The organism is Algoriphagus yeomjeoni, assembly GCF_003259505.1.
Taxonomy (GTDB): Bacteria; Bacteroidota; Bacteroidia; order Cytophagales; family Cyclobacteriaceae; genus Algoriphagus; species Algoriphagus yeomjeoni.
The window spans coordinates 115,949-128,861 of record NZ_QLLK01000004.1; the positions used below are offsets into that span (position 1 = coordinate 115,949).

At 37.5% G+C, this 12,913-nt stretch carries 13 protein-coding genes and 1 tRNA gene; 4 read left to right on the forward strand and 10 right to left on the reverse strand.

The features are described 5' to 3' along the window. The first annotated feature begins 7 nt into the window (after window positions 1-7). Window positions 8-1,402 (forward strand): sensor histidine kinase, encoded by a 1,395-nt coding sequence (locus tag LV83_RS07960; protein ID WP_111611027.1) that lies wholly within the window; start codon window positions 8-10, stop codon window positions 1,400-1,402. 23 nt (window positions 1,403-1,425) lie between these two features. Continuing rightward, window positions 1,426-2,106, forward strand: coding sequence for a LytR/AlgR family response regulator transcription factor (locus LV83_RS07965; RefSeq protein ID WP_111611028.1), 681 nt, complete (start codon window positions 1,426-1,428; stop codon window positions 2,104-2,106). A 53-nt stretch (window positions 2,107-2,159) separates the two neighbouring features. On the opposite strand, the gene LV83_RS07970 is transcribed toward LV83_RS07965, so the two are convergent. Together LV83_RS07970 and LV83_RS07975 are read right to left on the reverse strand one after the other, a co-directional pair. After that, window positions 2,160-3,032 carry an AraC family transcriptional regulator gene (locus tag LV83_RS07970; RefSeq protein ID WP_111611029.1) on the reverse strand — a complete coding sequence of 291 codons (873 nt, stop codon included), beginning with the start codon at window positions 3,030-3,032 and terminating at the stop codon, window positions 2,160-2,162. 363 nt (window positions 3,033-3,395) lie between these two features. Next, complete coding sequence (locus LV83_RS07975; RefSeq protein ID WP_111611030.1) at window positions 3,396-3,782, reverse strand: hypothetical protein; 387 nt, start codon at window positions 3,780-3,782, stop codon at window positions 3,396-3,398. A gap of 442 nt (window positions 3,783-4,224) precedes the next feature. On the opposite strand from LV83_RS07975, the gene LV83_RS07980 reads away from it, so the two are divergent. Then, the gene (locus tag LV83_RS07980; RefSeq protein ID WP_111611031.1) at window positions 4,225-4,902 is read left to right on the forward strand and encodes a fibrobacter succinogenes major paralogous domain-containing protein; all 678 of its coding nucleotides are present in this window, start codon (window positions 4,225-4,227) and stop codon (window positions 4,900-4,902) included. A gap of 174 nt (window positions 4,903-5,076) precedes the next feature. On the opposite strand, the gene LV83_RS21790 is transcribed toward LV83_RS07980, so the two are convergent. The 4 genes from LV83_RS21790 to LV83_RS08000 form a co-directional block, all read right to left on the reverse strand. Then, the gene (locus LV83_RS21790; protein ID WP_394335797.1) at window positions 5,077-5,403 is read right to left on the reverse strand and encodes a GIY-YIG nuclease family protein; all 327 of its coding nucleotides are present in this window, start codon (window positions 5,401-5,403) and stop codon (window positions 5,077-5,079) included. A 17-nt stretch (window positions 5,404-5,420) separates the two neighbouring features. Next, window positions 5,421-5,493, reverse strand: a tRNA-Thr gene (locus tag LV83_RS07990). A 99-nt stretch (window positions 5,494-5,592) separates the two neighbouring features. After that, window positions 5,593-7,737: a DUF349 domain-containing protein gene (locus LV83_RS07995; protein ID WP_111611033.1), complete on the reverse strand. Its 2,145-nt coding sequence runs from the start codon at window positions 7,735-7,737 to the stop codon at window positions 5,593-5,595. A 48-nt stretch (window positions 7,738-7,785) separates the two neighbouring features. Next, window positions 7,786-8,355 (reverse strand): YqgE/AlgH family protein, encoded by a 570-nt coding sequence (locus tag LV83_RS08000; RefSeq protein ID WP_111611034.1) that lies wholly within the window; start codon window positions 8,353-8,355, stop codon window positions 7,786-7,788. Between the two features lie 103 nt (window positions 8,356-8,458). Between LV83_RS08000 and pdxH the strand changes: the two genes are divergently transcribed. Continuing rightward, window positions 8,459-9,091: a pyridoxamine 5'-phosphate oxidase gene (gene pdxH / locus LV83_RS08005; protein WP_111611035.1), complete on the forward strand. Its 633-nt coding sequence runs from the start codon at window positions 8,459-8,461 to the stop codon at window positions 9,089-9,091. Here the strand turns inward: pdxH and bshB1 are convergent, their stop codons facing one another. The 4 genes from bshB1 to LV83_RS08025 all read right to left on the reverse strand — a co-directional run bounded on the left by bshB1 (window position 9,092) and on the right by LV83_RS08025 (window position 12,863). Then, window positions 9,092-9,811 carry a bacillithiol biosynthesis deacetylase BshB1 gene (bshB1, locus tag LV83_RS08010; RefSeq protein WP_111611036.1) on the reverse strand — a complete coding sequence of 240 codons (720 nt, stop codon included), beginning with the start codon at window positions 9,809-9,811 and terminating at the stop codon, window positions 9,092-9,094. A gap of 12 nt (window positions 9,812-9,823) precedes the next feature. Further along, window positions 9,824-10,867 carry a M23 family metallopeptidase gene (locus tag LV83_RS08015; RefSeq protein WP_111611037.1) on the reverse strand — a complete coding sequence of 348 codons (1,044 nt, stop codon included), beginning with the start codon at window positions 10,865-10,867 and terminating at the stop codon, window positions 9,824-9,826. 9 nt (window positions 10,868-10,876) lie between these two features. Further along, on the reverse strand, window positions 10,877-11,821 hold the full coding sequence (trxB, locus tag LV83_RS08020) for a thioredoxin-disulfide reductase (protein ID WP_111611038.1): 945 nt from the start codon (window positions 11,819-11,821) through the stop codon (window positions 10,877-10,879). A gap of 178 nt (window positions 11,822-11,999) precedes the next feature. Beyond that, complete coding sequence (locus LV83_RS08025) at window positions 12,000-12,863, reverse strand: sigma-70 family RNA polymerase sigma factor (protein WP_057936313.1); 864 nt, start codon at window positions 12,861-12,863, stop codon at window positions 12,000-12,002. Window positions 12,864-12,913 lie beyond the last annotated feature (50 nt).

Sequence of the window (12,913 nt, forward strand, 5' to 3'; positions counted from 1 at the left end):
AGTCGATATGAAATCAAAAAGTTATGTTTTTCGGAATATTGAATGGTGGGTTGTCACCCTCATATTTATCATCATCGTGCTCACCAATATCATGGATGGTGTTCATTATGGCCAGATTGAACGGTTTCTAGGGAAAGTATTTATGCCCGTAGTAGTCTATATAGGCTTTTACCTGATGCACTTAGTGATAATACCGAAGTACCTAAGAGACAAAAATGTGGTGCAATTGGTACTTTTCAGTATTCTGACAGCAACCGTAACTGGGGCTTTTTCAGGAATTTGTGCTGCGGGAATGGATACTGATATAGAACGGTTTTTTAGCTTCTATTTTAGCATTTTAGCCCTCTATCCTGGTTATCTATTGACTGTGATACTGGTAAAAAAAATGCTATTGCCGCCAGTTTTCCGGGACTTTCAATTGTATAATGGCGTTAGGCTATTTATGCTACTCGTATTCTCGGTAGTATTTTTGATTGCCTCTAAGTTTTTCGTTAACTCAGGGACTTACATTATACTATTCATAATTTTCCCAAGTATCATTTTCTTTGTCCTATATAATTATCACCTGCTGTACCGAAACAAATTGGCAGGAAATATCAAAGCTTATCGCTGGTTCCTTTGGGGATTGATGGCCGTTATTTCTATTGTGTTTTTTATTATTGCTGTAGAAAATAGTGCAGAAGAAATCTTGCTTTTTGGAGTAGGTATGATCCTTTTACTCCTATTCGTAGTATTCCCACTTTCCAATCTGATTTTTAGAAAATACGAAGATTACATTGGTAAAATTGACACACTTTCTGTCCAAGTAAATCAAAGCACCGCCAACCTGAGTTTCCTTCGCTCCCAGATCAATCCACATTTCCTTTTCAATGCGCTGAACACGCTCTATGGAGCCGCTTTGATGGAAAATGCAGAAAAGACATCCGATGGAATCCAGAAGTTGGGCGATATGATGCGCTTTATGCTTCACGAGAATCAGATGGATAAAATCCCTCTTACCAGGGAAATTGATTACCTGAGAAATTACCTTGATCTCCAGATGCTGAGGTTTAAGAATGAAGAAAATTTAGAGGTGGAAATCAAAATGTCTGATGATATCTGTGAAGGAAGTATCTCCCCTATGCTGCTTATTCCTTATGTGGAAAATGCTTTTAAACACGGCATCAGCACCAAAAGCAAGTCCTGGATAAAGATAAACCTGAGGTGTTTACAAGGTTCAGTTCATCTGGATGTCGTAAACAGCATTCATCCCAAAAAGCAGACGGAAGATCCACGCGATGAATCAGGCATAGGTTTGGAAAATGTCAAGAGCAGGTTGGCGCATTTCTACCCACAAAAGCATAACTTAACCATCGTAGCAAACGATTCAGAACACTTCGTACACCTTTCTGTTCAGTTGTGAAACGGCTAAACAATACTTAAATAATGATTAATTCTATCGCAATAGACGATGAAAACATGGCCTTGGAGGTGATAAAATCTCACGCTTCCAAGGTCCCTTTTTTGGAACTCAGAGCCACTTTTACAGATGCTGTGGAAGGTTTGGAATACATAAAGGCTAATCCTGTAGACTTGATATTCTTAGATATCAATATGCCCGATATTTCTGGGGTGGAATTAGCGGCTCTTCTGCCAAAAGAAACTCAAGTGATCTTTACCACGGCCTATTCAGACTATGCTGTTCAGGGATTTGAATTGGATGCCATCGATTATTTATTGAAGCCTTTCAACCTTGTGAGATTCCTGAAAGCTTGCCAAAAAGCGCAAGAATGGATACAATTACAACCGGGAAACAAGCAGCAATCTCTTTACATCAAAACCTCTGATGGTCAAGTCAAAGTTAAGTTTAAAGACCTTTTTTGTTGTGAGGCTACTGGCAATTATGTGACTTTTCACCTGAGAAATGACAAGCTAATAAGCAGAATTACTTTGCTGGAAATAGAAAAAGAGCTTCCCTCCTCTTTTATTAGAACTCATCGCTCCTATATAGTCAATTCTGAATTAGTGGATAAAGCCGAAAGGCACCAACTAATTCTGGAAGGTCAATCTTTCCCAATTAGTTTATCTTTTGTTGATGAAGTAATGGGGCATTTTGAAAATAGTTGAGTCCAAAAGGTAAACCGTGGCCGAGCTTGCTGTCTTTACTTCGAATTTCTTATTTATAAAGGCTCAATAAAGTCCTTTTTATAAGCCATTGGAGTCTTTCCTATTCTATCTTTAAACTGCTTGTTGAAATTTGACAGAGTAGGAAAGCCACTTTCATAGCAAACCTGACTGATATTCAAATCTTCATCCTGCAGTAACTTGCGGGCATTGCTAATACGTACATCACCTACAAAATCAGAAAAGGATTTATTTACCCGAGTTTTAAAATATCGGCTAAAAGCACTTTCAGACATATTAGCTATTGATGCAACATCACTCAGCGTGATTTTTTCCTTGAAGTTTTTTAGTACATATTCCAATATCTCAGAGATCTTATCCTTTTCGTGTGCTGTATAGTTACTCTTATAGTCTGTATTTGTAATTGGATGTAATTCGGAGCTATGCGCCAATACGTCAAGAATCTCTAATAATCCTATAATACTTGCGCCTCCTTTGAGATGAACCAACTCTTTCATCATCTTCATCACTTTTTTATTAGTCTGACCAGTAACCTCAAGGCCTCGATCAGCCCGGGCAAGAAGTTTACCTATCTCTTCAAACTCCTCTTTTTGCAAAGCATCTTTACCCAAGAAACTCTCTGGAAAGTAGATTACGATGTCATGGGTATCTAAATTATTTTCTGGGTCGAAATAAGCATTATCACTCCTCCATACATGTGGAAGATTAGGACCAGTCAGGACTAAGTCACCTTCTTTGAAAGGCTTCATGTGATCGCCAATGTAACGAGTGCCTCTTCCTTTCAGAATGACATTAAGCTGATATTCTTCATGTGAATGCCAATATTTATCCAGATATGATTCCCGCAATTCTCTAATGACAAATACTTTGTTGCTAGGAATTTTTGATTTCTGCAATGGCTTTTTCATAGGTTATAGCTGATTTACTCTATATATTCATGGATATCAAGTCATAATTAATCATAATTCAGTCATAATTCAAGCTTCTAATACTTTTATTACGGAATTTTTTTATAAAAATTGAATTTTATGAAGTCTTCAAGCATCATCATTTCCCTATACTTTCGGCAGGTGATACATCAAGCTAGTAGTATTACTTAACTTGAAAAATAGAAGATAGTTCTAGACCAGCCTGATAAAAATGGACCTGAAGCAGTGGAAAAAATTAACCAAGACATATTTATAGAACATCATATAAACAAAAAGGTGATAGAATTTATATCACCTTTTTGTTATTTAGATTTAGGTATGTCTTTACCTTCTTTGTAATCCTTACTTACTATCTTCTTTCACTCGTGTACCCTCTGCATCAAACATGCCTAGAAGGTCTCCGTTGGCGTTGTCTGCATCTACTTTTTTCAGAAATAAGGTGACATCGTAACCGCTAATGTTAAATGATGTATTGATTACATCTCCATTAATAGTAGCAGAACTCATTTTTTTCTCTTCTGTAGCTCCTTCTTCCAGAAAATAACCCGTGGTCTTCCCGTCAATTGTTTCAAACCGAATAGGGATTGTAGCATCCCCTTCAGGAGTACCTTTAATTAAAACATTCCACTTGCCTTCAAAATATTCCGGTGAGGAAACTGAAGCAGCGAGAACAAAGCTAAGGGAAAGCAAGAAAATGATGCTAGCTAAAATAAGTTTGTTTGATTTCATACCTGGTTCTTTGATTAAATTATTAATCTCTCAATATAATGAAATGATTATTTGGTTTTCTGAAAATATCAATGGATTTATGCCTTTTTTACGAGATAAAGTCAAATAAAGTATTGTTGATTCAATTATTAAAAGAATATTTGGTACCTTATCTTAACCTGATTTTGACTTATTTGATGATCATTAACCTGCAACTGATAGAAATACACTTTAAAGTCAAGTCATCAAGAAGACTAAAACGTTTCCACAAATCAAAGCTTGGTGCCAATCAGTAACAGAAGAGTGAGCGGAGCTCCATTCAAAGTATTCCTCACTACTTTCTTCAATTGAATTAGAAAGATACCCGCTTAAATAATGTGTGCTGCAATTGATTAGGAAATACGGAAATAGAATCAATTCAGGATATAGAAACTAAGAAAATTTGAATTCTTAAAATTAACTTATGATCAAAATACATTCATTGGCTTTAGTTATTCTACTACTTTTTTCTTGTCAAGAGCCAGAGGATCCGCGTTTATCCGTCATTCCGGAAAATGGTATTGAAATAGGTGATCAGATTTGGATGAAAAAGAATCTAGGGTTAAAGAAATTCAAAAATGGTGATGATCTCTTTCACGCTACTAACCAAGGAGATTGGGAAAGAGCTTATTTAGAAAAAGTACCTGCTTGGTCTTATTATGAAAATTTAGAAGAAAATGGAAACGTATACGGATTAATCTATAATTACTATGCAATTGTTGATGCTAGAGGATTAGCACCCGAAGAATGGAAAATCCCTACGATATCTGATTGGAATGATTTATTTAATTTCAACGGAGGGACTCTTGAAGCAGGTAAAAAACTCAAAAGCACGGGTTACTGGATAAATAAACCTGGAACAAATACAAGCGGATTTAATGCACTTCCTGGAGGAGAAAGATACATTGGTGGTTACTTTGGTTCAAAAGGGTTAATCGCTTCCTTTTGGACATCTACCACTGAAAAATCTGGAGATATTATAACTGTAGGAATTTCAGATCTTTCCGAAGACTCTAAAATTTTTGTTTCAACTTCAAATGCTGACTATTTTTCTCCTTCTCAAGAACTTCCAGGCTTTTATTTAAGATGTATCAAAGACTAGTAGTCAATGAACTCTATTTATTGGTTTTCAGGTTGAAAACTAACGAATAAAAATTAAAACTAGAAAATCTGCTTTATGCCCTAAAATACAAAAAGGGAAACATTGCTGTTTCCCTTTTTGAGCCTCCTATCGGGATCGTCCCGATAACTATCGCGGACAATGACCTACTGATATTTACTTATACCTTAGGCGTAATTTTTCAGTAATTTCTGGGTACTTTATAATATTCTCCAAATAAACTCTGGATTTTGATTTTTTGATATGAGATTCTATTCTAACCGCCTGTGCTCTAGTTTCACATTCCAACGAAAAATATAGGCTCCAATCATTTGTAATTTTGGTAGAAGCAGACTGAAAAATATGTGAATTATGCTCTTCAATTCTACGACCAAAATCTTCCGATTGACCAATGTAGAATTGATCTATTTTTACTGAATACAGAATATAGACAACAAACATATAGGTAACGTTTGATGCCCTAAAATACAAAAAGGGAAACATTGCTGTTTCCCTTTTTGAGCCTCCTATCGGGATCGAACCAATGACCTACTGATTACAAGTCAGTTGCTCTACCAGCTGAGCTAAGGAGGCTTATTCCCTTATTGTGATGCAAATATAGCCGTTCACTTTATTTGCTCCAAACCCTCACAAAAGAAAAATCCTATCTTCCTTATTCTGAGTGAGAAAAATTTAAAACTCCCTTAATATTGACAGCTTACTCTTCAGTTTTTCGATCTCTTCTTCTGCTTTTTGGATCTTCACATCAAACTGATCTTTCAATTTATCAGCAGTCTTGGAGGCAGCAAAGAATTCCAAATTGTTTTTCCACAAGGTGATGTTATTCTCCAATTCAGAAATTTGCTTACGTATTCCGTGTTCTTTTTTATTCAGTGTTTTTACAGCGTTTGGATCCGATTGGAGTCTGTTCAGATTTAACCTAAATAGGAATTCCTCTCTTCCAGCTCCTTCAGGACTCAACTTTTCTAGATAAAGATCCACAGCAGTTTTGAATTGAGACTGAATCTCTTTCATGGATTTTCTAGGTACAAAACCCAAATCATTGAACTCCCCTACCAACGTGGTCAATTCATCCTCAGATACTTCTCCACTTTTAGCGGAATCAGTAATTTGCTTACAAATTGCCTGTTTACTTGCAAGGTTCTCTTCAAACTCAGCATTGGACTGCTTATTTGATTCTCTTCTATTGTCAAAGAAAGTATCACAAGCAAGTTTAAAACGCTTATAGAGACTATCTCTACTTTTTTCAGGTGTTGGGCCAAGCTTTTTCCAATCTTGCTGAAGTTTCACCAAAGCATTAGCGGTATTCTGCCAATCTGTATTGTCTTTTAATTCTTCTGCTTTGCTAATTAGCTCTTCTGCTTTAGCTTGGTTTGTTGCACGGATTTCATCAAGTTCTTTGAAGAACAAATTCTTGTTGTGGAAGAATTGCTTGAAAGAAGCCCAAAATGACTTATTTATATCCTTTCCTGCTTCTCTAGGTACAGGGCCTATTTTTTCCCAATTTTTTTGAATTTCTAAGATCTCCTTAGTCTTGGCATTCCACTCACGAATTCTATCTGCCTTAAATTCAGCAAAAGGCTTCAAAGATTCAATTAGTGCTTCTTTTTGATCCTGATTTGCTTTGAAAACTTCTTTTTGACCTTCATAGAAATCCTTTCTACGATCGTAAACTGCATCAGAAGCAGCTTTAAATTTTTGCCACAATGCCTCTTGCTCTTCCCTAGGAACTGGGCCTATATGCTTAAATTCCTCATGAAGCTCGTTCAGCGCTTTGATTGCATCTTTAAGATCTTTCACGTCTTTTAATGCAACGGCTTTATCAACAAGCTCCAATTTACTTTCTAGATTTTTCTTACGATCAAGCTCTTTTAACTCAAAATAGATACTTCTATTATCATAAAAGCGGTCCATCAAAGCATTGTAGCTTGCCCAAAGGCTTCTATTCTGTGATGCTGGTACTTGACCAATACTTTTCCACTCTTCTTGTAAGGCTTTTATCGTCGCCATACTTAAAGTAGTTTCCTCGCCGTCGACTAGATCTCTAAGTTTATTTAGCAACTCTGTCTTCGCCGCCAAATTGGATTCTTTTTTCTTTTCTGCTTCTTTGCGAAGGGCTCCTAGTTGATGACGATATTCGTAATAATATGTATTGAACTCCTTTTCTTCGTCACTTGGACGGAAATCAAAATCGTCTTCTGCACCTCCTTCAGCTTTAAATTTCTCTAAAGCTTCATCCTTTTCCTTATGCGTATATTCATCAAAAGCTGCCTTGATTTCATGGACAAGCTTGTCAATTCTATAGATATTCTCTTGCTTAACCTTACTTTTTAGTAAAGCCACAAGTTCTATTTTAGAAAGTGTAGAGACATCAATCCCCTCATCATGATGATCGTCTTCTTCATCCTCTGAATCACTGTCTTCGGATTCTGAGTCAGCATCATCAGTTGCTGAAGCAACTACTTCAGCTCCAGAATCAACTTGTTCAGCAGGCTCAGGAGAAGTTGATTGCTCTTCTATTGGAGCTTCTTCTACAACTTTGGGCGACACGGCTGCAGGTGTAATTGGAGCTTCGGCAATTTGTTCTTCAACAGCCTCTACAGGTTCATCTGCTTCTACAGATTCCTGAGTTGATTCAGCTTCCACATCGTTCTCCGGAGTTGAGTCTACCCTAGGTGAAGTTTCTGTTATCTGATCTTCCGTAGTTTCTTCGTTAGTTTCAGATCTAATTTCCTTTGCGATACCCTTTACCTCTTCAGAACTGGAGGCTTGAGTCACCTTGTCCTTGTCGGACAAATCATTACTTTTATCAGTCATAAAAACAGTACTATTAGGCGGCAATATGCGCAAAAGTAGGGATTTTGCCTAATTTAATCTTGGATCTAGGGGATAATTTGCTATTACTTTAAACTCTCCTCCCATATTCTTGAGTAGGTTTTTCCAAAGCTCTTCAGGTGTAAAATCAAAAGTTTTTTCATCCAGATTTTCTCTACAAATAATCCAAGTTTCCTCTGATAATTCATCATCCAATTGATCAGAACCCCATCCACTATACCCTAGAAAAAAACGTACTGACTCAGGGTCAAACAGTCCAAGTTTTAATTTCTCAACTAAAGAGTCATAGTCTCCGCCCCACCATATATTTTCACCCAAAGAAATACTGCCATCCAATGCCTTTTCCCCGACATAGATAAAATGTAGGGTATTCTGTTCTACTGGCCCACCTACAAATACTTCTTTGTCCAAAAATCCCAGGGCTTCCACAAGTTCCCCCAATTTAAGTATTGATGGTTTGTTGATAATAAGGCCAAAACTACCTTCTTCGGAATGTTCACAAAGTAAAACCACAGAGCGAACAAAATTTTCGTCTTGCAAAAATGGCTCGGAAATTAAAAGATCACCAGCCTTAGGGTTACGTTGTTCATCTTTACTCATTCGCATCTAAATTCTAAATTCTTGAAAAATATAGATCATAATTTTTTAAATGCAATGGCTATGGTAATTTTATATCAAAGAATTTATTGATTATAATCCATCTATGGACATCTCAGCAATACGTAAAGACTACACCATTAAATCTCTGGATATCAGTGATGTAAACGTAGATCCAATCATCCAATTCAAAGCTTGGTTTGAAGAAGCTGTAATAGCTCAAGTTCTCGAAGTTAATGCTATGACTGTTTCTACAATTGGCTTAGATGGGGCCCCAAATGCCAGAATTCTTCTATTGAAAGGCATCGATACCGGTTTTGTTTTTTTTACCAACTATTCTAGCGAAAAAGGAAAAGAACTTGAAAATCACAGTTTAGCTTCTTTAACTTTTTTTTGGCCCGAACTTGAGCGGCAAGTGAGAATTCGTGGAAAAATTGAAAAAGTAACAGCTGAAGAATCAGATTTATATTTTTTCTCTAGGCCTATAGGTTCACAAATTGGAGCCTGGGTATCACCACAAAGTCAAGTAATCGATTCAAGGGAAGACCTTAATGACCGGCTAACAGTATTCGAAAAACAGTTTACTGAAAATAGTATATCACGACCACCGCATTGGGGTGGGTACAGATTACTTCCAAATACAATTGAATTTTGGCAAGGGAGACCGAGTCGACTACATGATCGGATAAAATACGTACAGAAAGGTGATAATTGGGAAATCGTAAGATTGGCTCCCTAATTACTTTAGGTCAAAAAGATTATCACTTCCTATCATTCGTTCTACTGTGAAGCCTTCTCCATATTTCACTAGAATCTTGTGCCCAAATTCCCGAGCTCTAGCTTCTATGAATGGCAGAAATTCTGGATCTGAAATGAAACTGGCTGGTTCTTCGCTGGCTGGATCGTAAAACTGAGATTGGAATGCTAGAATACTATCAATTTTGGTTTGCCAATGCGGCGTAATATCCATCACAAAATCAGGCTCTATGTAATTGTTTTGAATGTAGTGATAAACAAATTTTGGTCTCCACGCCACTTGATCCACCCCGTTTAGCTGGGTTTTGATTTTACGAAGTCCGCTCATAAAGCATGCTGTACTAGCCAAATTAGAGCCTTTACCGTGATCAGGATGCCTATCAGAAACGGCATTAGCCAGTACAATCTCGGGTTGATATTTTCTGATCATCTCGATCAATTTCAATTGATGAGGTTCATCATTTTGAAAATAAACATCCTGAAAACCTAAGTTTTCTCTTGCTGAAAGTTGTAAAATTTTACTTGAAGCTTCGGCTTCCTGAAGGCGAATTTCAGGAGTACCACGTGTTCCCATCTCTCCTTGAGTAAAATCAACAATTCCAACTTTATGTCCTTTAGCTACATGGGAAGCAATTGTACCAGAACAACCTAACTCAGCATCATCGGGGTGTGCGGAAAAAACTAATATATCCAGCTTTGTCATTTTTTACTTTGGCTAGCGAACACGGAGGTTCTGTCCTATTCTTAATATTGTACGAGTTGAGATTCCATTTAACCTAGTTAGCGCACTTACTGATACACCATACTTTCTGGCTATAGAACCCAAATTTTCTCCCTTTTTTACTTTGTGATACGCATTTGTTCTCGCTTGAACTATATTACCAAAAAGCTCAGGGGTTATTAAATAATTTTGACTTCGGATTTTATATTCCGGAAAATCGTAAACTTTTTCTGCATCAAAGGCTAAGCCTCTATAGCGGAGTTCATAATGTAAATGTGAACCCGTACTTCTACCCGTATTCCCTCCTTTGGCTATTAGATCACCTGCTTTTACTTCTTGCCCAATATCCACTAGTTGTTTGGATAAATGACCGTAAAGAGTTTCTAGGCCATTTTTATGTCTGATAACAATGTAATAGCCATAGCCATATCTATCGTAAGATTTCACACGGACGATACCATCAAAACCACTATAAACAGGGTCTCCAGTATTCAAATCCAAATCTGTACCGTAATGCCATCTTCTCCACCGGTAACCATATGGAGAAGTCACTGGAGTTGTTTCTAGTGGCATTTTCCAATTATATCCAAAAAACTCATCGTATAGACGAATATTTACTGAATCGGTAAAGGTTTTTGGATCAAAATTATAAATATCAATTTTGTTAGAATCCCAGGAAGAATAATACTCAAATGCTGTCACCCATATACTGTCAATTTGGATTTGCTCGGATACTTTTATCAGCTGATTTGTGGGTGCCCAAATCATAATATCCTGATCTTCACTAATGATAGACCTCACTCTTCCAAGGTTTACATTATTTTCAAAAATAATAGAATCTGTTACGGACGATAATGACCTAAGATAGGATTCCTGATCAAACCCCCTCAGTTCGATATTCTTCCTTTCTTGGCCTGCTCCAGCAGGTGGTGTCGTATTATTTTTCTTGATAATCTTTGGAAAAATTTGAGCATTGGCATTTAAAGCGCCAATGCTCAGATTTAAACAAAAGACTACAAATAGGATTGAATACCTCATCTATTAGGTTTAATCATTCTCGAACTCAGCCAAATATCGCTCAGCATCCAAGGCAGCCATGCAGCCCGTACCAGCAGCTGTTACTGCTTGTCGGTAGATGTTGTCTTGCGCATCTCCACATGCAAAAACTCCTTCAACGTTGGTTTTGGTACTTCCTGGGATAGTTTTGATATAGCCGGCTTCATCCATATGAATATAATCTTTGAAGATGCCGGTGTTTGGTTCATGTCCAATAGCAACAAAGAAGCCAGAAATAGCGATTTCTGATTTTTCTCCGGTTTTATTGTTGAAGATCCTTACACCATTTACTTCATCATCTCCCAGGATCTCATCAGTCTCAGTATTCCAGAGAATTTGAATCTTAGGATTATTCATCACACGTTTTTGCATGATTTGGGATGCGCGCATCTCATCTTTACGGACAAGCATGTAAACCTTACTACAAATATTTGAAAGGTAGGAGGCTTCCTCACAAGCAGTATCCCCTGCTCCTACTATTGCGACTTCCTGGCCACGGAAAAAGAAGCCATCACAAACTGCACAAGCAGAAACACCTTTTCCATTCAATCTCGTTTCACTTTCGATTCCTAGCCATTTAGCTGATGCGCCTGTTGAAATCAAAACCGTATCAGCATGAATAGTGACTTGCTCATCTATGACTACAGTATGAGGTTTTGTGGTAAAATCAACACTTGTCGCCAAGCCATATCTAACTTGAGTACCAAAACGCTCTGCTTGTTTCCTAAAGTCTTCCATCATCTCCGGCCCGGTAACACTATTTGGGTATCCTGGATAGTTTTCGACGTCATTGGTAATGGTCAGTTGACCACCTGGCTGTCCACCAGTATATAACACAGGAGAAAGTCCCGCTCTAGAAGCATATATCGCTGCAGTATAACCTGCAGGTCCTGATCCAATGATCAAAACTTTTACTTTTTCAATTTCTGGTTTCATTAATAGGTAATATTAAATCGGGCAAATTTTATGATTTCTGCTCTAGTAACAAAGTTGCATCTTGTTAAAATTCCCTAAGCCCAGGCAAATGAGAATTTATTGACTTCTAAAAAACTAAAGCAAAATGTAATGAAATAAAAAAAGGGGGCTTAAGACCCCCTTTGTATTGTGTGCTTGCTTATCCGAGGTAAGGTTTCAGCGTCTTACTACGGGAAGTATGTCTCAGTCGGCGGATTGCCTTCTCTTTGATTTGTCTTACTCGCTCTCTAGTCAGATTGAATTTCTCTCCGATTTCTTCCAAAGTCATGGCATGCTCTCCGTTTAGACCAAAGTAAAGCGTGATTACATCAGCTTCTCTCTGAGTCAAGGTAGAAAGTGCTCGTTGAACTTCCTTACGAAGGGAATCATTCATCAAACCATCATCTGGCTTTTCATCACCGTCATTTTCCAAAACGTCCAAAAGGCTGTTTTCTTCACCTTGTACGAATGGCGCATCCATAGATACGTGACGACCAGAAATCTTCATGGTATCAACAACCTCATTGGCAGTAACTTCTAGAACCTCAGCCAATTCTTCTGGCGATGGCTCACGCTCAAATTTCTGCTCAAGCTCGCTAAAGGTCTTGCTGATCTTATTCAAAGAACCAACTCTGTTCAATGGAAGACGAACAATTCTGGATTGCTCAGCAAGTGCCTGAAGAATTGATTGTCTAATCCACCAAACGGCATAGGATATGAACTTAAATCCACGAGTTTCATCAAATCGCTGTGCAGCTTTGATCAGACCAAGGTTCCCCTCATTGATCAAGTCTCCCAAAGAAAGTCCTTGGTTCTGGTACTGCTTGGCAACTGATACTACAAATCGAAGGTTGGCTTTAGTTAATTTTTCCAGTGCCAATTGGTCACCTTCTCTAATTCTCTTGGCCAGAACTACCTCTTCATCTGCTGTCAACAGGTCAACTTTTCCAATCTCTTGAAGATATTTATCCAGGGATTGACTTTCTCTGTTGGTAATCTGTTTGCTAATCTTTAGCTGCCTCATTCAGGAATATGATTTGTGAAATTTAATAGTTTATGAAAATCAAATTAATC